The sequence below is a fragment of the Micromonospora craniellae genome (genome assembly GCF_014764405.1).
Classification (GTDB): domain Bacteria; phylum Actinomycetota; class Actinomycetes; order Mycobacteriales; family Micromonosporaceae; genus Micromonospora; species Micromonospora craniellae.
The window spans coordinates 1952161-1972141 of the sequence record NZ_CP061725.1; the positions used below are offsets into that span (position 1 = coordinate 1952161).

The 19981-nt window shown below is 70.3% G+C and carries 18 protein-coding genes; 4 read left to right on the top strand and 14 right to left on the bottom strand.

The window, feature by feature from the left end:
- Positions 1 to 17 precede the first annotated feature (17 nt).
- The 6 genes from ID554_RS08885 to ID554_RS08910 all read right to left on the bottom strand — a co-directional run bounded on the left by ID554_RS08885 (position 18) and on the right by ID554_RS08910 (position 6926).
- Complete coding sequence (locus ID554_RS08885; protein WP_317985218.1) at positions 18 to 1895, bottom strand: ABC transporter ATP-binding protein; 1878 nt, start codon at positions 1893 to 1895, stop codon at positions 18 to 20.
- Positions 1896 to 1914: 19 nt separating this feature from the next.
- Positions 1915 to 2979, bottom strand: a complete 1065-nt coding sequence (locus tag ID554_RS08890; RefSeq protein ID WP_117228666.1) for a BMP family lipoprotein — start codon at positions 2977 to 2979, stop codon at positions 1915 to 1917.
- A gap of 276 nt (positions 2980 to 3255) precedes the next feature.
- The gene (locus ID554_RS08895; RefSeq protein ID WP_117228734.1) at positions 3256 to 3597 is read right to left on the bottom strand and encodes a hypothetical protein; all 342 of its coding nucleotides are present in this window, start codon (positions 3595 to 3597) and stop codon (positions 3256 to 3258) included.
- A 50-nt stretch (positions 3598 to 3647) separates the two neighbouring features.
- Positions 3648 to 4502: a sugar ABC transporter permease gene (locus ID554_RS08900; RefSeq protein ID WP_117228733.1), complete on the bottom strand. Its 855-nt coding sequence runs from the start codon at positions 4500 to 4502 to the stop codon at positions 3648 to 3650.
- The gene (locus tag ID554_RS08905; protein ID WP_117228665.1) at positions 4502 to 5521 is read right to left on the bottom strand and encodes a carbohydrate ABC transporter permease; all 1020 of its coding nucleotides are present in this window, start codon (positions 5519 to 5521) and stop codon (positions 4502 to 4504) included. The genes ID554_RS08900 and ID554_RS08905 overlap by 1 nt, the downstream gene beginning before the upstream one ends.
- Before the next feature lie 100 nt (positions 5522 to 5621).
- Complete coding sequence (locus ID554_RS08910) at positions 5622 to 6926, bottom strand: extracellular solute-binding protein (protein WP_117228664.1); 1305 nt, start codon at positions 6924 to 6926, stop codon at positions 5622 to 5624.
- A gap of 329 nt (positions 6927 to 7255) precedes the next feature.
- On the opposite strand from ID554_RS08910, the gene ID554_RS08915 reads away from it, so the two are divergent.
- Positions 7256 to 8338, top strand: a complete 1083-nt coding sequence (locus ID554_RS08915; protein WP_191088758.1) for a LacI family DNA-binding transcriptional regulator — start codon at positions 7256 to 7258, stop codon at positions 8336 to 8338.
- A gap of 210 nt (positions 8339 to 8548) precedes the next feature.
- Entirely contained in the window at positions 8549 to 10180 is a 1632-nt protein-coding gene (locus tag ID554_RS08920) for a glycoside hydrolase family 13 protein (protein ID WP_117228662.1), read from the top strand.
- A gap of 121 nt (positions 10181 to 10301) precedes the next feature.
- Here ID554_RS08920 and ID554_RS08925 read toward each other — a convergent pair whose 3' ends face one another.
- The 5 genes from ID554_RS08925 to ID554_RS08945 are packed head-to-tail and all read right to left on the bottom strand — an operon-like array spanning position 10302 to position 14379.
- Positions 10302 to 10739 (bottom strand): hypothetical protein, encoded by a 438-nt coding sequence (locus ID554_RS08925; RefSeq protein WP_117228661.1) that lies wholly within the window; start codon positions 10737 to 10739, stop codon positions 10302 to 10304.
- Positions 10740 to 10793: 54 nt separating this feature from the next.
- Positions 10794 to 11717 carry a YihY/virulence factor BrkB family protein gene (locus tag ID554_RS08930; RefSeq protein WP_117228660.1) on the bottom strand — a complete coding sequence of 308 codons (924 nt, stop codon included), beginning with the start codon at positions 11715 to 11717 and terminating at the stop codon, positions 10794 to 10796.
- Between the two features lie 3 nt (positions 11718 to 11720).
- Entirely contained in the window at positions 11721 to 12266 is a 546-nt protein-coding gene (locus ID554_RS08935; protein WP_191088759.1) for a 2'-5' RNA ligase family protein, read from the bottom strand.
- A 49-nt stretch (positions 12267 to 12315) separates the two neighbouring features.
- Complete coding sequence (gene trpS / locus ID554_RS08940; RefSeq protein WP_117228658.1) at positions 12316 to 13341, bottom strand: tryptophan--tRNA ligase; 1026 nt, start codon at positions 13339 to 13341, stop codon at positions 12316 to 12318.
- Between the two features lie 33 nt (positions 13342 to 13374).
- Positions 13375 to 14379 (bottom strand): hemolysin family protein, encoded by a 1005-nt coding sequence (locus ID554_RS08945; RefSeq protein ID WP_117228657.1) that lies wholly within the window; start codon positions 14377 to 14379, stop codon positions 13375 to 13377.
- Between the two features lie 116 nt (positions 14380 to 14495).
- Here ID554_RS08945 and galE point away from each other — a divergent pair, with 116 nt between their 5' ends.
- Both galE and galK read left to right on the top strand, forming a co-directional pair.
- Complete coding sequence (gene galE / locus ID554_RS08950) at positions 14496 to 15479, top strand: UDP-glucose 4-epimerase GalE (protein ID WP_117228656.1); 984 nt, start codon at positions 14496 to 14498, stop codon at positions 15477 to 15479.
- A complete protein-coding gene (galK, locus tag ID554_RS08955) occupies positions 15476 to 16633 on the top strand; it encodes a galactokinase (protein WP_117228655.1) in 1158 nt (385 codons plus the stop codon). The genes galE and galK overlap by 4 nt, the downstream gene beginning before the upstream one ends.
- 191 nt (positions 16634 to 16824) lie before the next feature.
- On the opposite strand, the gene cysN is transcribed toward galK, so the two are convergent.
- The 3 genes from cysN to ID554_RS08970 form a co-directional block, all read right to left on the bottom strand.
- Positions 16825 to 18153, bottom strand: a complete 1329-nt coding sequence (gene cysN / locus ID554_RS08960) for a sulfate adenylyltransferase subunit CysN (protein ID WP_396888491.1) — start codon at positions 18151 to 18153, stop codon at positions 16825 to 16827.
- A complete protein-coding gene (gene cysD / locus ID554_RS08965) occupies positions 18153 to 19064 on the bottom strand; it encodes a sulfate adenylyltransferase subunit CysD (RefSeq protein WP_117228654.1) in 912 nt (303 codons plus the stop codon). The genes cysN and cysD overlap by 1 nt, the downstream gene beginning before the upstream one ends.
- 74 nt (positions 19065 to 19138) lie before the next feature.
- Positions 19139 to 19960 carry an inositol monophosphatase family protein gene (locus tag ID554_RS08970; protein WP_117228653.1) on the bottom strand — a complete coding sequence of 274 codons (822 nt, stop codon included), beginning with the start codon at positions 19958 to 19960 and terminating at the stop codon, positions 19139 to 19141.
- Positions 19961 to 19981: the final 21 nt, after the last annotated feature.

The following is a 19981-nucleotide window of genomic DNA, read 5'->3' on the forward strand; positions in this document are numbered from 1 at the left end:
TCGCTCGCTGGGCTCGCTCATGCCTTGCCGTCCTCGTTGCCGGGACCTCCGGGGGGCGGGGCCACGCCGTCGGTGGTGGCCGTGACGTCGCGGTCGGTGGTCGCGGTCGTACCGTCGGCGGACACCGTCTCCGCGTCGGTCACCGCCGGTTCGTCCCGGTCGCTGGTCGCCACGGCGGTGCCGTCGGCGGCCGCGGTGCTGTCCGGGGAGCCGCCGGTCGCGTCGGGACTGATGCCCGCCATCAGCAGGCCGATCTCCTCGCGTGGCGTGTCCGGGCCGACGATGCCGATGATCCGTCCGCGGTACATCACGGCGATCCGGTCGGCCAGCCCGATCACCTCGTCGAGTTCGCTGGAGACCACCAGCACGGCGGTGCCGACGTCGCGCTCACGGATGACCTGACTGTGGATGAACTCGATCGAGCCGACGTCCACGCCCCGGGTGGGCTGGGCGGCGATGAAGAGCTTCAGCGGCCGGGACAGCTCCCGCGCCACGATCACCTTCTGCTGGTTGCCGCCGGAGAGGGTACCCACCGGCGCCTGGGCCGAGGAGGTCCGGACGTCGAACTGGTCGATCCGCTCCTGCGCCGACTTCGCAATCGCGTCCGGCTTGAGCGACAGGCCACTGCCGAAGGGCGGCCGGTCGTAGATGTCCAGCACCAGGTTCTCCGCGACGCTGAACTCCTTGACCAGGCCGTCGACGCTGCGGTCCTCGGGGACGTAGCCGACCCCGGCGCGCAGCACCTTCTTGGTGCTCCAGCCGTCGACCCGCTGGCCGTCGAGGCTGATCGTGCCGGCGAGCACCGGGCGCAGCCCCATGACCGCCTCGATCAGTTCGGTCTGCCCGTTGCCCTGCACACCCGCGACACCGAGCACCTCGCCCGCGCGTACGGTCAGGTCGACGCCGTCCACCGCGCGGATCTGCCGGTCGTCGTCGACGACCAGGCCGGAAACCTCCAGCACCGGCTCGCCCGGCGTGGCCGGAGCCTTCTCCACGGTGAGTCGTACGCTGCGGCCGACCATCAGCGCGGCCAGCTCGTCCCGGCTGGCCTCGGGCGACGCCGTACCCACGGTCTTGCCGCGCCGGATCACCGTGATCCGGTCGGCGATCGCCTTGACCTCGCCGAGCTTGTGGGTGATGAAGACGATCGACTTGCCGGCGGCCTTGAGCGACCGCATCACGGTGAGCAGTTCCTCGGTCTCCTGCGGAGTGAGCACCGCGGTGGGCTCGTCCAGGATGAGCAGGTCGACGTCGCGGGTCAGGGCCTTGACGATCTCGACCCGCTGCTGGACGCCGACCGGCAGGTCCTCGATCACCGCATCCGGGTCGACCCGCAGGTTGTAGCGCTGCGAGACCTCGGCGACCTCGCGACGGGCGCGACGCCGGTCCAGGAATCCGGCGATGCCGCCGCGCACCTGTTCGGCGCCGAGCATGATGTTCTCGGTGACGGTGAAGACCGGTACGAGCATGAAGTGCTGGTGCACCATGCCGATGCCGGCCGCGATCGCGTCGGAGGGGCCGCGCAGCTTGAGCGGCGTGCCGTCGACCAGGATCTCGCCCTCGTCGGGCTGGTAGAGCCCGTACAGGACGTTCATCAGGGTCGACTTGCCCGCGCCGTTCTCGCCGAGCAGGGCGTGGATCTCTCCAGGCTCCACCGTCAGGTCGATGTGGTCGTTGGCGACCAGATCACCGAACCGCTTGGTGATGCCGCGCAGTTCGAGTCTCAGCGCAACCTCCTGGAGTGCGAAGCGATGGTGCAGCGTAGCTGCTGGCGAGCGGATTGCGGCCAGGACCCGACCGGGGCGCGGACCGGCCGCCCCGAGCGCGGGTCTCCCCCGCGCCGGAGCGGCCGGATCATGGGCTCCGCGTACCGGTCGCCCCGGTGATCGTCTCACCGGGGCGACCGGTGACGAGTCACTTCGGCTGGGCGGCCGACTCGACCTTGACGGTGCCTGCGGCGATGTCCGCCTTGAGCTTCTCGACCTCGGCCTTGAGCTCGGCCGGGACCTTGCCATCGAACTCGTGGTACGGGGCGATCGAGACGCCCTCGTTGGCCAACGTGCCGACGAAGCCCTCGTCGGCGTTGAGCTTCTCGCCACCGGCGGCCTTGAGCACGGCCTCCTTGACGGCGCCCGGGATGTTCTTCACCACGGTGGTGATGATCGCCGAGCAGTCCGGCGTGCTCTCGCAGCCGTCGACGTCCACCCAGATGGTGTTGTATGCGCCGCCGGAGGCCTTGGCCGCACCGGTGGTGCCCAGGCCGGCGCCGCCGGCGACCGGCATGATGATGTCCGCGCCCTGGGCGACCAGCGCGTCGCTGACCTTCTTGCCCTCGTCCTGCTTGATGAAGTCGTTGGTGAAGGAGCCGTTCTGGGTCTCCTTGTTCCAACCCAGGGCCTGCACGTTCGCGCTCTTGGCCTGGTTGTAGTGCGCCACGCCGTCGACGAAGCCGTCCATGAAGATGGTCACCGGCGGGATCTTCATTCCGCCGTAGGTGCCCACCTTGCCGCTCTCGCTCATGCCGGCCGCGACGTAGCCGGCCAGGAAACCGGCCTGGGCGGTGTCGAACTCCATCGGGAAGACGTTGGCCACCCCGGGGTTGGCGTCGACGATCGCGAACTGCTGGTCCGTGTTCGCCTCGGCGATCTTCTTGGTGGCGTCGCCCATCAGGCCGCCGACGGCCAGGATGAAGTCGCAGTCCTGGTTCACGTACTGGGTGAGGTTCGGCTCGTAGTCGGCCTCGGCCTTGGACGCGACGTACTTGATGTCGATGTTGCTGTTCTCGGCCTTGGCCTCCTCGAGACCCTTCCAGGCCGAGGCGTTGAACGACTTGTCGTCGATGCCGCCGACGTCGGTGACCATACAGGCGGTGTACTTCTCGCCGCCGGAGCCGGCGTTGTTGTCCTCATCCGGGGCCTCGCCACAGGCGGCGGCGCTCAGTACGAGCCCACCCGCCGCGATGACCGAGGCGATCCGCATCCCACGCACCGAGCGCAAGACGTCTCCTTCCCACTGCACACCGCGTGGTTGCGGTGGCTGCCCTTGAACCGGCCTGCGCTGTGCCGCCGGCATCCCACGTTACGGACGCAGAGCGTACGCCCGCGCCCACCTGCCGAACGACAATCGTGCAGGACTGTTGGAGGCCTGTTACCGGTACGTAATGCGCCGGTGGGGCAGATCACTCAGGGTTGCGGCAGGCGGGCGGAGCCACGTCCGTTGAGTCCTTTTCTGGCAAGCGATCGGTGCGCTCGCCGCCTACCGCCAGAAGACCGCGACAGCGGCGTTGGCCAGGGTCAATCCCGCGATGGCGAGGAAGTGCCCCCGGTTGACCTCGTCCCGCTTGCGGGAGAAGAAGACCATCACGAAGATCATCAGCGCGAGCACCAGCTTCACACCGAGCTTCGCCGGGGCCGGCTCGTCGCCGTCACGCAGCGGAGCCGACAGGCCGATGCCGGTCGCCAGCTGGATCACCGCACCCCAGAGCATCGCGGCGTTGATCCGGATCTTGCCGGTGAGGTACTGGGCGATCGCACCGCCGAGCAGCAGCGCGAAGCCGATCAGGTGGCCGTAGAGGAGGATGAGTCGAAGTGCTTCCACCCGACCCATCCTGCCCTATCAACGACGAATTGTAGTAGAGGGCTTCCTGGTCAGCCCTTGGTGCCGCCCGCAGTCAGGCCGGACACCAGGTGCTTCTGGGCGAAGAAGAAGACCAGCCCGGCCGGGACGGTGACCAGGACGGCGGCGGCCGTCAGGTACTCCCACTGCGGGTTGAACTGCGGCACGAACTGCTGGAGCCCGTAGGCCAGGGTGAACTTGTTGTCGGTCTGGATGAAGGCCGACGCGTACGCCACCTCTCCCCACGCGGTGAGGAAGGTGTAGAACGCGGTGACCGCCACCGCCGGGCGGGCCAGCGGCAGCACCACCCGCCAGAAGGTGGCGAACGGACCGCATCCGTCCAGCGCCGCCGCCTCGTCCAGCGAGGTCGGGATGGAGTCGAAGTAGCCCTTCAACATCCAGGCGCAGAACGGCACCGCGATGGTCAGGTACGCGATGATCAACGCGGGCATGGTGTTGATCAGCCCGAGCCGCGCCATGATCGTGTAGATCGGCACGATCAGGATGGCCACCGGAAACATCTGAGTGACCAGGAAGACCATCATCAGCGGCCGGCGACCCGGGAAGTTGAACCGGGACACCGCGTAGCCGGTGGTGGCCGACAGGAAGATGCCGATCCCCATGGTGAACGCCGCGACGATCACCGAGTTGAGGAACCACCGGGGAAAGTTCGTACTGGTCAGCACGTAGCTGTAGTTGGCCAGCGTGGTGTCCCGGAACAGGGTCAGCTCGCTGCTCTGGATCGCGTACCCGGGCTTGAGCGACGACAGCAGCACCCAGGCGATCGGGCCGATCGCGATCAGCGAGGCCAGGATCAACGTCCCGTGCAGCAGGACCGACTTCACCGGGTTACGGCGGCTGCGACCGGGTCTGCGTGCCTGCGCCATCACCACACCTCGCCTTGCTTGCGCAGGGCCCGCCGGTAGAACACCGAGAACACCAGCAGGATCGACAGGATCAGTACGCCGTACGTGGAGGCGAGCGAGTAGTTGCGGATGCCCTCGAACGCCGCCCGGTAGGCACCGGTCACCAGGATCTCGCTCTGGCCCGCCGGCTGTCCCTCGGTCACCAGGAAGATGATCGGGAACATGTTGAAGGTCCAGATGGTGCCGAGCAGCACCACCGTCATGCTGACCGGACGCAGGCCGGGCAGGGTGATGTTGACGAACCGCTGCCACGGCGAGGCGCCGTCGATCTCGGCCGCCTCGTACAACTCGGACGGGATGGTCTGCATCCCGCCGAGCAGGGCCACCATCATGAACGGCACGCCGAGCCAGATGTTGGTGACGATGGCGGTCAGCAGTGCCGTCCACCGGTCGGCGAACCAGGAGACCGAATCGATCCCGATCGCCGAGAGCAGGGCGTTGGCCAGGCCGAAGCGCTCGTTGAAGATGAACTTCCAGGCGAAGGCGCTGACGAAGGCCGGCACCGCCCAGGGCAGCACCAGCAGCACCCGGTACATGCTCCGGCCCCACATCGGCCGGTTGAGCATGGTGGCCAGGCCGAGGCCGAGGCCGAAGTGGAAGGCCACGCAGACGAACGTCCAGATCAGCGTGACGCCGGTCCACTGCCAGAAGTCGCCGACCTGGCCGGTGAGGACGCGGACGTAGTTGTCGAGGCCGACGAACTCCCACTTGTTGGGGTTGTCCCGGCAGACCTCGCTGCCGGTGATCGACTTGGTGCAGATCTCGGCGACCTGATTGGCCTCGGTGAGATCGGTGAAGGAGAGCCAGATCCCGCGGAACAGCGGGTAGAAGATCAGCACCGCCAGGACGATCACGACGGGCAGCACCATCGCCCAGGCGTACCAGTGCTTGTCCCAACTGCGGCGCAGCCGGGACGTTCGAGCGGACCGGCCGGGCGGCGTCGTGGACGACGGCGCCGGGTCGGCTGTCACGGTGGTCATCAGCGCTCCCGAGGAGAGGTCCGGCAGGGGCGCGCGACCGCGACGGCCGCGCGACCCTGCCGGGTGCCGAAAGGTCACCGGCCGGAGCCGGCGCGGGCGGTCAGAGCCCGTAGCCGGGCACGACCTCGGCCTTGTACTTCCTGGCCACGGTGTCCAGCGCGGCCTTCGGGTCCTTGTTCTGGATCAGGACCTCGGTGGCCATCTGGTCGAGCGGGCCGAAGAACTGACCGGCCTCGGGGATCCACGGGCGGCCCACACCGGCCTCCACGACCGGCTGGAAGGCGGCCACGATCGGGTTGTTCTTGACCGGATCGAGGGCGTACGCGGAGGTGCGGGTCGGCAGCAGGCCGAGCTTCTCCGACAGGAACGCCTGGGACTCGGCGGAGCTCATGAACTTGACGAACGCGACGGCGGCCTCCACCTTCTCCTGCGGCATGCCGGACCAGATCACGTAGTTGTGGCCGCCGACCGGGCCACCGGCCCGCGCCGAGCCGCCCGGCACCGGGGCGATGCCCAGGTTCTCCAGGCCGCCGAAGCCGGGCGCCGACTTGACGTTGTTGACCTCCCACGGGCCGTTGATGATCATGGCGACCTTTTTCTCCTTGAAGAGGGTCATCATGGTGCCGTAGGCGTCGTTGGCGGACGGCTTGGCAGCCGCGCCGCTGGCGATCAGGTCCTTGGCGATCGCCAGCCCGGCCGCGTTCTGCTCCGAGTTGATGACGATCTTCTGGCTCGCGGGGTCGACCAGGTCGCCGCCCTCGCCGTACATGAAGGGCAGCATGAAGTAGCCGGCCGGGTTGACGTACACACCCTCGGCGCCGGTCTTCTCCTTGACGGCCTGCGCGGCCGTCTTCAGCTCCACCCAGGTCTTCGGCGGCGCGCTGACACCGGCCTGGCTCAGCAGCTCCTTGTTGTACATCAGCGCCAGGCTGTCGGTGACCTGCGGGACGCCGTACGTCTTGCCGTCGAACTTGTTGGAGGCCAGCGGCGTCTCCAGGAAGTCGGACTCGTCGGCGAGCAACTCGGAGCCGTCCAGCGCGTAGAGGTAACCCAGCGATGCGAACTCCGGCACCCACGCCACCTCGGCGCGGAGGATGTCCGGAGCGCCGCTCTTGGCCTGCGCGGCGGTCTTGAACTTGTTCTGCGCCTCACCGAACGGGACCGACTGGTAGTTGATCTTCACGTTCGGGTGGGTCTGGTTGAACTTGGCGATCAGTTCCTGGAACGCGGGGCCCTCGTTCTGCGGATCCGAGGTGTCCCACCAGGTCAGCTCTGCGGTGAGGGAAGCGGGGTCGACGGTGGACTGTCCATCAGCCGGGTTGTCCTCTTCGCCACCGCACGCGGCGACGGAGAGGGCGAGGGTGGCGGAGGCGAGTACGGCGATCCCCCTGGCTGTGCGACGCATGTTCGCTCCTAGATTGCCTGCCGGGTATCGGCGGGACAGTAGCAAGAACTTTCGTAACTCGAAACCCCTTGCGAACATCACTGCAACAACCGAGCCGAATCCGCAACCTCACCACTCCACAACTGCGGCTTTACCGGCATTTCGCAGGGGGCCTCCCGGGCCGCGAACAACGCCCGGATCACGCTGTGCACACCGGAAACGCACCCACGGTCCCCATGGTCGGGGCACGCGAGCCCGCGTTTGCGAGGGCGAACCACTACCTGGTGCTCGATTCTGCAAGTTCTTGCTGGCCACTGCGCAAGAAGTTGAGGGTGAGCTACAGTGCGCCCATGCGCGCTCGCCTGTCCGACATAGCCCAGCAGGCCGACGTCAGCGAGGCCACGGTGTCGCGGGTGCTCAACGACCGACCCGGCGTGGCACCCGAGACCCGGCAGGCCGTCCTGACCGCCCTCGACGTGCTCGGCTACGAGCGCCCCGCCCGGCTCCGCAAGCGCAGCGCCGGCCTGGTCGGCCTGGTGGTGCCGGAACTGGACAACCCGATCTTCCCCGCCTTCGCCCAGATCATCGAGTCGGCGCTGGCCCCGACCGGGTTCACCCCGGTGCTGTGCACCCAGACGCCCGGCGGCGTCCGCGAGGACGAGTACGTGGAGATGCTGCTCGACCGTCAGGTGTCCGGGATCGTCTTCGTCTCCGGACTGCACGCCGACACCGCCGCCGACCACGACCGGTACCGCACCCTGATCGCCCGGCCGCTGCCGATCGTCATGATCAACGGGTACGCCCCCGGCATCCCGGCACCCTTCGTCTCCTGCGACGACCGCGAGGCGGCGGAGCTGGCCGTGGCACACCTGGGTGCCCTGGGCCACCGGCGGATCGGCCTGATCACCGGGCCGGACCGGTTCGTGCCGGTGCAGCGCAAGGTCAGCGGGTACAAGACCGCGATGAGCCGCCTCGTCCAGCTCGACGACGACGAGCTGGGCGAGCTGACCGAACTCTCGCTGTTCGGCGTGGAGGGCGGCGAGGCCGCCGCCGGCCGCCTGATCGAGCGGGGCGCCACCGGGATCGTCTGCGGCTCGGACCTGATGGCGCTCGGCGCGATCCGGGCCGCCCGGCAGCGCGGACTGTCCGTCCCGGAGGACCTGTCGGTGGTCGGCTACGACGACTCGCCGCTGATGGCCTTCACCGATCCGCCGCTGACCACCATGCGTCAGCCGGTGGCCGCGATGGCGGTCGCCGCGGTCCGGGCCCTGGTCGACGAGATCAACGGGCACGCCGCCCCGCACTCGGAGTACCTGTTCCGTCCCGAGCTGGTGGTGCGCGGCTCGACCGCGGTGGCCCGCCGGGACGACGCCGCCTCGCAGGGCGGCCAGGGCCGGCGACCGGCGCCGTCGGTCCTGTCGGTCCCGGCGTGACGCCGGACACCTACCGCCCTCCTTCCCCCGTGAGGCCGGCCCGATTCCGGCCGCCCGCGGCCGTCGACGAGACGCCACACATGCACCGCTCTCCTTGCGCAAGAAATGCTTGACTCTTGCAGCGACGGCGCGGCATTCTTCTCAGACACCCGCGCCACCTCGCCCACGCCCGGGTGCCGCCGTCCCGCGCCACAGAACGGGGAACACCCGATGACCGTCAGCCCTCCGTCGCCGCTGACCTCCGACGCCGACTGGTGGCGATCCGCCGTCGTCTACCAGGTCTACGTCCGCAGCTTCGCCGACTCCGACGGCGACGGCATCGGCGATCTCCAGGGCATCCGCGAACGCCTGCCCTACCTGTGTGACCTCGGGGTGGACGCGCTCTGGCTGACCCCCTTCTACACCTCGCCGATGGTCGACGGCGGCTACGACGTGGCCGACTACCGCGACGTCGACCCGATGTTCGGCACCCTCGGCGACTTCGAGGCGATGATCACCGACGCGCACGCCCTCGGGCTGCGGATCATCGTGGACCTCGTCCCGAACCACACCTCCGATCAGCACCCCTGGTTCCAGGCCGCGCTGGCCGCCGCCCCCGGTTCGGCGCAGCGGGCGCGGTACCTCTTCGCCGACGGTAAGGGCGAGCAGGGTGAACAGCCCCCCAACGACTGGGAGAGCATCTTCGGCGGCCCAGCCTGGACCCGGGTCCCCGACGGCCAGTGGTACCTGCACCTGTTCGACCCCGCCCAGCCCGACCTGAACTGGCGCCACCCGCAGGTACGCGCCGAGTTCGAGGACATCCTGCGGTTCTGGCTGGACCGTGGCGTCGACGGATTCCGCATTGACGTGGCCCACGGCATGATCAAGGCCGAAGGGTTGCCGGACGTCGGCTTCAGCTCGATGACCACCGGCCGCCGCCAGTCCGAGTTGCTCGGCAAGGGCCGCCTGCCCTACTTCGACCAGGACGAGGTGCACGACATCTACCGCGCCTGGCGTCCCATCCTGGACAGCTACCCCGGCCACCGGATGGCGGTGGCCGAGGCATGGGCGGAGACCCCGCAGCGGCTGGCCCGCTACATCGGCCCGGACGAGCTGCACCAGGCGTTCAGCTTCGACTTCCTCGACGCCACCTGGTCGGCCGACTCGTTCCGCAAGGTCATCGACACCGCGTTGGGCGAGTCCACCATCGTCGGCGCCCCGACCACCTGGGTGCTGTCCAACCACGACCGGCAACGGCACGTCACCCGGTACGGCGACGGGGAGATCGGGCTGCGTCGGGCCCGTGCCGCCGCGCTGCTGATGCTCGCCCTGCCCGGGTGCGCCTACCTCTATCAGGGCGAGGAGCTGGGGCTGCCCGAGGTGCTCGACCTGCCCGACGAACTGCGTCAGGACCCGGCGTTCCTGCGTACCGGGGAGAGCCGGGACGGCTGCCGGGTCCCGATCCCGTGGAGCGGCGAGCTGGCGCCGTACGGCTTCGGACCGGCCGGCAGCGCGCTGAGCTGGCTACCGGCCCCGGCGACCTGGCAGGCCCTCTCGGTCGCCGCCCAGGCCGGCGTGCCCGGCTCGACCCTGGAGCTGTACCGGGCGGCGCTGCGGATCCGGCACACCCACCCGGCACTGGCCGGCACCGGCGGCATCACCTGGCGGGAGACCGGGCCGGACGTGCTCGCGTTCCACCGGAACGCCGGCTCCACGTCGTTGACCTGCGTGATGAACACCGGCGACTCGCCGGTCCTGATCGACGGGTACGGCACGCCGCTCGTCGCCAGCGCGCCGCTCACCGAACGCGACGGCGGACACCTGCTCCCGGGTGACACGGCCGCCTGGTTCGAACGGCGCTGACCGGGGTATCACCTCGACGACCTGGTCCCTGGGACGACCGGGACGACTACCCCTTGTGGTGGGGGGTGCGGTGGCACCGGTGCCCGGACGTCGACGTCCGGGCACCGGTGCCGGGTGGTGCTCAGCCTCCGGTGAGCTGCGTCGCGATCCGGGTGAACCCGGCCCGCAGCTCGGCCTCGTCCGGCACCGGCAGCGGCCCGCTCACGCCCTCCCGCTCGGCCGCCGCCATCTCCTCCTCGTCGACGGTGTCCTCGTAGTCGCCGTACAGGTCAGCCTCCTCCACCTGGACCGTCTCGTCGGTGGCGGCGAGCTGCGCGGCGGCGATCTCACCCCGGATCTGCTCCACCGTCACCGCCGGCACCAGCGGCTCGACCACCGCCATCAACTGCTCCTCGGCCACCACCGCCTCGGCCAGCGCCAACGCGTGCGGTCGCTCGTACGGCCCGCAGACCACCGGCTCCCACTCGTCGGCGTCACCGAGCGGCCCGAACGTGATGATCCACGGCAGGCCGAGCATCGGTGAACCGCTCGGCAGGTCCAACGTCACGAGTGCCCCCACGGGCCCATCATCGTCGGTGGTCGACGACATCGGGGCGGGTTCCCCGCATCACGGTCAGCCGGCCCCGCCGGGCGTACCGGGGTCGCTCTCCACATCGTGGTCGACGGGACGGGGGCGACTGGCCAGGTCCACCACCCGGCCGCGCCGGCTCGTCGCCGCCAGCGCGGCACCGAAGAGCACCAACTGGTTGAGCAGGTAGAGATAGACCAACAGACCCACGGCGGTGGCCACCACGGTGTACGCCGGGTTGTGCTCCACCCGTCCCACCCAGAACCGCCCGACGGTGTTGAGCAGCGTGATGCCGACCGCGACGAGCAGCACCACCGGCCGCAGCCGGGCCCGGCTCATCCGCAGCCGGGGCACCGCCACCAGCAGCAGCGTCGCCAGCACCGCGTTCACCAACACGCTGAGCACCGCACTGATCGTGGTCAACGCGAACGAGCCGGTGCTGCGCAGCAGGAACCGCAGCAGCGTCTCCAGCGCGTCGACCGCCGCCACCGAGATGCCGAGCAGCACGAAGACCACGAGCAGTACGCCGAGGTCGACCAGCCGGCGGACGACCAGGTTGCCCGGATGCTGGTCCAGCCCGTGGATCAGCCGCTGCGAGGAGCGGATCGCCTCCACCCAGCCGATCCCGGTCAGGACCAGGATCAGCAGACCGACCACGCCGACCGTGCCGCTGCTCTCGGCCACCTGCGCCGGATCGAGGAACGGCAGGTTCTCCCGGAGGAACTCCTCCGCACCCGCGCGCACCTCGTCGTTCTCGTCCAGGATCGCGCCGAAGGCCGCGTACGACACCAGGGCGAGGGCGAAGACCGCGAAGAAGCCGTAGTAGGCGATGGCGGCGGCCAACCGCCCGCCGTGCAGGTCGGTGTAGCGCACGCCGGCCCGCCACAGGTGCCCGAAGGCCGGGGAGCGGTGGCGGGCGGTACGCAACCCGCGGTCGACGCCCGCCTCCACCCGCCCCAGCAGGTTCACCGGTCAGCCGCCCAGCCGGAAGTCCCGGCGGGGCTGCCACCGGGTCTGCCCGCTGTGCGAGAACAGGGTGAAGCCCTCCACCTCGAAGATCGCGGAGAAGTCGGCCAGGTCCTCGTACACCCGGTCGAGGGCCTCCGGCGCGACGTCCTGGGCCACCGTCACGTGTGGATGGTAGGGAAAGCGCAGCTCACGCCGGAGCTGGGGGGCCGAGTTGATCGCGGCGGCGAGCAGTTCACACTCGCTGATCCCGGCCGCCACCGTCACGAAGACCACCTGCGTCACCGGCCGGAAGGTGCCCGTGCCCCGCAGGTGCAGGGTGAACGGCAGGTGCTCGGCGGCGACCCGCCCGAGGTGCCGCTCCACCTCGGGCAACGCGGCCACCGGGATCTCGGTCGGCCCGAGCAGGGTGACGTGGGCCTGCACCGTGTTTGGGTCGCCCGAGGCCAGCCGGCGCCGGGTCAGCTCGCCGCCCCACGGCTCGGGGATGTCGACCGCGATGCCGATCTGGACAATGTCGCCGGTCGGCGGGACACCGCTGCCCTGACCCACGCTCCGCGTCACCTCTCCGGCCACCGACTGCTCGCCCTCGCGCGGGCGACTACTCGCCGCGTACCGGCGGGAAGAAGCCCACCCGCTCGTACGCGGTCCGCAGCGTCGGCGCCGCCACCGCCCGGGCCTTCTCCGCACCGGCCGCGAGGAGCTTGTCGAGCTGGGCCGGGTCGTCGAGGTACGCGCGGGTGCGCTGCTGGATCGGGGTGACGAACTCCCGCACCACCTCGGCGAGGTCCTTCTTGAGATCGCCGTAGCCCTTGCCGTCGTACGCGGCGACCAGGTCGTCGATGCTGCGCCCGCTCAGCGCGGAGTAGATGGTGAGCAGGTTGGTGACACCAGGCTTGGTCTCGGCGTCGTAGACGATCTCCCGGCCGGTGTCGGTGACCGCCGAGCGGATCTTCTTGGCCGAGCGGGCCGGATCCTCCAGCAGGTCGACGATGCCGCCCGGGGACGACGAGGACTTCGACATCTTGGCCGTCGGGTCCTGCAAGTCGGTGATCTTGCCGGTCTCCTTCACGATGTGCGGCGCGGGCACGGTGAAGGTCTGGCCGAACAGCGAGTTGAACCGCTGCGCCAGGTCGCGGGAGAGTTCCAGGTGCTGGCGCTGGTCCTCGCCGACCGGCACGGCGTGCGCCTGGTAGAGCAGGATGTCCGCGGCCTGCAGGATCGGGTACGTGAACAGCCCGACGCTGGCGCGCTCGTTGCCCTGCTTCTGGGACTTGTCCTTGAACTGGGTCATCCGGCTGGCCTCGCCGAACCCGGTGATACAGCCCAGCAGCCAGGCGAGCTGCGCGTGCTCGGGCACCTGCGACTGCACGAACAGGATGCAGCGTTCCGGGTCCAGCCCGACCGCGAGGAGCTGCGCGGCGGCGATGCGCGACCGCTGGTGCAACACCTTCGGCTCGTGCCCCGCGGTGACCGCGTGCAGGTCGACCACGCAGTAGAACGCGTCGTGCGACTCCTGCAACGCCACCCAGTGCCGCACCGCGCCGAGGTAGTTGCCGAGGTGGAACGAGTCGGCCGTCGGCTGGATACCGGAGAAGACGCGAGGTCGGGCGGGAACGTCGGACATGCCGCCGATTCTGTCAGCAACACCCGGCGTCCGTCATGACGGGCCGGCAGGTCGCGCCCGGTCCGCGACACCGCCCGGATCGCGGCGCTGTTCGGGCAGGCGGGCGAGGGTGACCGCGAGCCGGGCCACCCGGCGGCCCTCCAGTGTGAGCACCCGCAGCAGCCAGCCACCGCCGGACGCAGCGGGATCGTCACCCGCCCCGGACACCGGGATCTCGTCGCCCGGTCCGGGCAGCCGGCCCAGCGCCGCCATCACGAAGCCGCCCACCGTCTCGTACGGGCCGTGCGGCAGGTGCACGCCGGTGCGCTCGGCGAAGTCGGTGAGGTTGAGCCGGCCGTCGACCACCGTGGGCAGGCCGGCCAGGATCGGTTCGGGCGTGTCGGCGTACTCGTCGTGGATCTCACCGACCAGTTCCTCGATCAGATCCTCGCAGGTGACGATGCCGGCGGTGCCGCCGTACTCGTCGATCACCACGGCCAGATGGTGTCCCTCCCGCCGCATCTCGGTCAACGCGGCCAGCACCCGCTTGCTTGCCGGCAGCCGCTTGATCTCCCGGGCCAGTTCACCGACGGTCGTGCCCGGGTCGCGGTCCGGGCGCAGCAGCACGTCGCGCAGGTGCACCACGCCGACCACGTCGTCGTGGGTGCCGTCGACCACCGGGTAGCGGGTGTGCGTACCGGCCCGGACCAGCGGTTCCGCCTCGACGGCGGTCAGCGACGCGCTGAGGAACACCACCTCGGTGCGGGGCATCATCACCTCGCGGACCAGACTGGCCCCGGCCACCAGCACCTCGTCGATGATGCGGCGGCCGACCGGATCGAGCACCGTGTTCGCGGCCACCAGGTCCCGCAGTTCAGCCTCGCTGATCCGCTCCCGGCCGGCGGCCGATCCGGCGCCGAGCAGGTCGGTGACGAGTCGCAGGGTGCCGTCGGCGGCGCGCACCACCACTCGGGCGACGGCTCTGGCCACCGGCCCGGGCTGGCGGCGGGACCGCTGTGCGCCCCGTCGCCTGGGTCCGCGCCGACGCGCTGCCCGCATGACAGTGATGGTAGTCAGCGGGACGCGCCTCGGCCGTGTTCGACTCTGTTGAAAAATGGTTGGTCGTGATGGAGTTGTAGGGTGACCCCCACAGGTCCAGGCAGGAGGAGAGCGACGTGAAACTACTCGTCACCGGCGGCGCCGGATTCATCGGCAGCGTGGTGACCCGGATGCTGCTCGACGCCGGGCACGAGGTGGTCGTCCTGGACGACCTGCGCACCGGCCACCGGGAGGCGCTCGCGCCCGACGCCACCCACGTCGAGGCCGGTATCCACGATGCCGCCCGGGTGCTCACCCCGCAGGCGGGATTCGACGGCGTGCTGCACTTCGCCGCCCTGATCGCCGCCGGCGAGTCGATGACCGCCCCGGAGAAGTACTGGCACACCAACACCGTCGGGTCGCTGGCGCTGATCGACGCCGTCCGCGCCGCCGGCGTGCCCCGGATGGTCTTTTCCTCCACCGCCGCCGTCTACGGCAACCCGACCGAGCTGCCCATTGCGGAGACCGCCGTCAAGGCTCCGACCAACACGTACGGCGCGACCAAGCTCGCCGTCGACATGGCGCTCACCTCCGAGGCGATCGGGCACGGCCTGGCCGCCGTCTCGCTACGCTACTTCAACGTCGTCGGGGCGTACCTCGACGGCGACACCGCCCTCGGCGAGCGGCACGACCCGGAGACCCACCTCATCCCCATCGCCCTGGAGGTGGCCGCCGACCGGCGGGAGAAGCTGCAACTCTTCGGCGACGACTACCCCACCGCCGACGGCACCTGCGTCCGCGACTACATCCACGTCGCCGACCTGGCCCGCGCCCACCTGCTCGCCCTCGACGCGGCGACCCCTGGACGGCACCGCATCTACAACCTCGGCAACGGCAACGGCTTCACCAACCGGCAGGTCGTCGAGGTGGTCCGCGAGGTCACCGGCCACCCGGTGCCGGTGGAGGTGGCGCCACGCCGCGAGGGCGACCCCGCCGAACTGGTCGCCTCCTCCGCGCTGGCCCGCGCCGAACTGGGCTGGGAGCCGCGCAAGCCGACCCTGCACGACATGGTCTCCGACGCCTGGGCCTTCTACCGCGCGCACGTGCTGGGCCGGCCGTGACCGGCGTCGCCGCCCGCGCCGACGCCGGCTTCCGGCAGGTGTACGCCGAGCCGCCCACCGGCCGCTGGGCGGCCCCCGGCCGGGTCAACCTGATCGGTGAGCACACCGACTACAACGACGGCTTCGTGCTGCCGTTCGCGCTGCCGCTGCGCACTGTCGTCGCCGCAGCCGCCCGGCCCACCGACGACTGGACGGTCTGGTCCGAACTCACCGGCGAGACGGTCCGCTTCGGCGCCGACGAGGTGACCGCCCCCGGCCGGGTCACCGGCTGGGCCGCGTACGTGGCCGGGGTGGTGTGGGCGCTGCGCGAGGCCGGGCACCCGGTGCCCGGCGCCTGGCTGGCCGTCGCCTCCGACGTGCCGCTCGGCGCGGGTCTGTCGTCCTCGGCCGCGCTGGAGGCCGCCGTGCTCACCGCGCTCGTCGATCTCGGCGGGCTGGACCTGCCCGCCGGACACCAGCCCCGGCTGGCGCAACGCGCCGAGAACCACTACGTCGGCGCACCGACCGGCATCATGGACCAGTCGGCCGCGATCCGCTGCCGGGCCGGACACGCCCTCTTCCTCGACTGCCGCACCGAGCAGGTGGAACACATCCCGTTCGACCTCGACCACGCCGGTCTGGCGATCCTGGTGATCGACAGCCGCGCCCCGCACCGGCACGCCGACGGCGAGTACGCGTCCCGCCGCGCCACCTGCGAGAAGGCGGCGAGCCTGCTGGGCGTGCCGGCACTCCGGGACGTACCCGCCGACGCCCTCGACGACGCGCTGGCCCGGCTGCCCGACGACGAGACCCGCCGCCGGACCCGGCACGTGGTCACCGAGAACCAGCGGGTACGCGACACCGTCACCCTGCTGCGGGCCGGGGAGATCCGACGGATCGGCCCGCTGCTCACCGCCTCGCACGCCTCCATGCGCGACGACTTCGCCATCACCGTCGGAGAGGTCGACACCGCCGTCGACACGGCGCTCGCCGCCGGGGCGCTCGGCGCGCGGATGACCGGCGGCGGCTTCGGCGGCTGCGTCCTGGCCCTGGTCGAGGCGGCCCGGGCCGCGCAGGTGGGCGACGCCGTCACCGCGGCCTACGCCGCCCGCGGCTACGCCACCCCCACCCGCTTCACCGCGCTACCGGCCGCCGGCGCGACCCGCCTGGACTGACCCGCCCAGCACTCGCCGCATCGCACCCCATGACCACGCTCGATCCTGGATCGAGTGGCTTCGGTGCCGCCACGAGACCACTCGATCCCGGATCGAGCACGACCTTGCGACGAGTCGCCGCACACCCTGGGTCATCGGGTGGAGGCGACCAGGGTTGCCGGAGGGGCGAGCCTGCCCGGCCCGCCGTGCGGTCAGGCGGTCTCCACGATCATGGCGGCGCCGACGGTGCGGTTGGTGGTCTCGTCGATGATGACGAAACCGCCGGTGGTGCGGTTGCGGCGGTACTCGTCGGCCAGCAGCGGAACGGTGGTCCGCAACCGCACCCGGCCGATCTCGTTGAGCCGCAACTCGGTCGCCGTCTCGTCGCGGTGCAGTGAGTTGATGTCCAGACGGTAGTGCAGGCCGCGCACGATCGCCCGCGCCGACCGGGTGGTGTGCTTGATGGCGTACTTGCCGCCGACCTGCAACGGGCGGCTCTCGTCCATCCAGCAGACCATCGCCTCGATGTCCTGCGCCACCGCCGGGGCGTTGTTCGGGCGGCAGATCATGTCGCCCCGGGAGATGTCGATCTCATCGGTCAGCCGTACCGTCACCGACATCGGCGGGAACGCCTCCGCGACCGGCCCGTCGGCGGTCTCCACCGACGCGATCCGGCTGGTGAAGCCGGACGGCAGCACCATCACCTCGTCGCCCGGCTTGAGCACCCCCGAAGCGACCTGGCCGGCGTAGCCGCGGTAGTCGGTGACCACGGTCGACTGCGGCCGGATCACGTACTGCACCGGGAACCGCACGTCGACCAGGTTCCGGTCGCTGGCGATGTGCACCCGCTCCAGGTGATGCAGCAGCGCCGGGCCTTCGTACCAGGGCATGTTCTCCGAACGGGTGACGATGTTGTCGCCCTTCAGCGCGGAGATCGGCACCACGGTCAGATCCGGCACGTCCAGCTTCGCCGCGAACGCGGTGAACTCGTCGGCGATCCGCTCGAAGACCTCCTGCGAGTAGTCCACCAGGTCCATCTTGTTGACGCAGAGCACCAGGTGCGGCACCCGCAGCAGTGAGCAGAGGAAGGCGTGCCGGCGGGACTGCTCGACCAGGCCCTTCCGGGCGTCCACCAGGATCAACGCCAGATCGGCGGTCGACGCCCCGGTGACCATGTTCCGGGTGTACTGGATGTGTCCGGGGGTGTCGGCGATGATGAACTTGCGCCGGGGCGTGGCGAAGTACCGGTACGCCACGTCGATCGTGATGCCCTGTTCCCGCTCGGCACGCAGGCCGTCGGTGAGCAGCGCCAGGTTCGTGTACTCGTCGCCCCGAGCCGCACTGACCGCCTCCACCGCGGCCAACTGGTCGGTGAACAGCGACTTCGTGTCGTACAGCAGCCGACCGATCAGGGTCGACTTGCCGTCGTCGACACTGCCGGCGGTCGCGAAGCGCAGCAGGTCCATCGGTCGGGCGTCCGACCCGACCGGCCCGGCGGCCCGGCCCTCGTGGTTGCCCGGCGCGAGCGTCTCGGTGGTCATCAGAAGTAGCCCTCCCGCTTGCGGTCCTCCATCGCGGCCTCGCTGACCCGGTCGTCACCCCGGGTCGCCCCGCGCTCGGTGATCCGGGTCGCGGCGACCTCCTTGATGACCTTCTCGACCGTGTCCGCGTCCGAGCTCACCGCCGCCGTGCAGGAGGCGTCGCCGACGGTGCGGTAGCGCACCTGGGCCTTGAACCGCTCCTCCCCCGCCCGCGCGGGCAGGAACTCGTTGACCGCGTAGAGCATCCCGTCGCGCTCGACCACCTCGCGCTCGTGCGCGTAGTAGATCGACGGCAACTCGATCCGCTCCCGGGCGATGTAGTGCCAGACGTCCAACTCGGTCCAGTTGGACAGCGGGAACACCCGGATCGACTCGCCGGGATGGTGTCGACCGTTGTAGAGCGACCACAGCTCCGGCCGCTGGTTCTTCGGATCCCACTGGCCGAACTCGTCGCGGAAGCTGAACACCCGCTCCTTGGCGCGGGCCTTCTCCTCGTCCCGCCGGGCCCCGCCGAACAGCGCGTCGAACCGGTGCTTCTCCACCGCATCGAGCAGCACCGGCGTCTGGATGCGGTTGCGCATCCCGTCCGCCGACTCCCGGACCAACCCGCTGGCCAGCGCCTCCGGCACACTGGCCACCACCAGTTGCAGGTTCAGCTCGGCGACGCGGCGGTCCCGGTAGTCCAGCACCTCGGGGAAGTTGTGACCGGTGTCGACGTGCATCACCGGAAAGGGGATCTGGGCCGGAGCGAACGCCTTCTGCGCCAGCCGCAGCATCACGATCGAATCCTTGCCACCGGAGAACAGCAGCACCGGCCGTTCCATCTCGGCGACCACCTCGCGCATCACGAAGATGCTCTCCGCCTCCAGCGCGTCGAGATGCGTCACCTGGTAGGCAGCGGTGGCGATCATGACACCGGCTCGATTCGCTCGGTCATCCGATTTCCAGACCTTTCCGGTCGGGGATGTCAGAAAGTAGCGCCAGGCTACCCGCAATGCCGGTGCAACGCTGCAAGTAACCGGTTGGCGAGATCCGCACGGCACACCAGCAGGTCAGGCAGACGCGGGTCGGCCTCGTTGTATTTCAGCGCAGAACCGTCGATCCGGGAAGCGTGCAGTCCGGTGGCGGTCGCCACAGCCACCGGCGCCGCCGAGTCCCACTCGTACTGCCCCCCGGCGTGGATGTAGGCGTCCACCTCGCCGGTCACCACCGCGGCGATCTTCGCGCCGGCCGATCCCATCGGCACCAACTCTGCCCCGACCTCCTCGGCGAGGTCGGTCAGGAACACCGGCGGCCGGCTCCGGCTGGCCGCCAGACGCAGCCGCCGGCCCGCGCCACCGACCGCCTCCGCCGGGTACGCCGGCGACACGTCCGTGGCCAGCACCTGCTGCTGTGCCGGCAACCCGACAGCACCCGCCACCAGTCCGTGCGAGGCCGACGCGTCCCGCGCCCAGAGCGCCACGTGCACCGCCCAGTCCGCGCGCCCCTCCTCGCTGAACTCGCGTGTACCGTCCAACGGGTCGATGATCCACACCCGCTCGGCGGTCAGCCGCGAGATCGACGCCTCGTTCACCTCGGCCGTCCACGCCAGCCGGGAACCCTCGTCCTCCTCGGAGAGCACCGCGTCACCCGGACGCCACCTCGCCAACTCGGTCCGGATCAGCTCGTGCGAGACCTTGTCCCCCGCCGACTTCAACGCACCGGCGTCGGCGAAACCCATCTCCGCCCGCAGCCGCAGCAACTCCTGACCGGCGCGAGCGGCCAACCACCGCGCGAACGCCCCGTCGGCCGTCGGTGGACTGCTCATAGTCTGCGCTCCCGTCGTCAC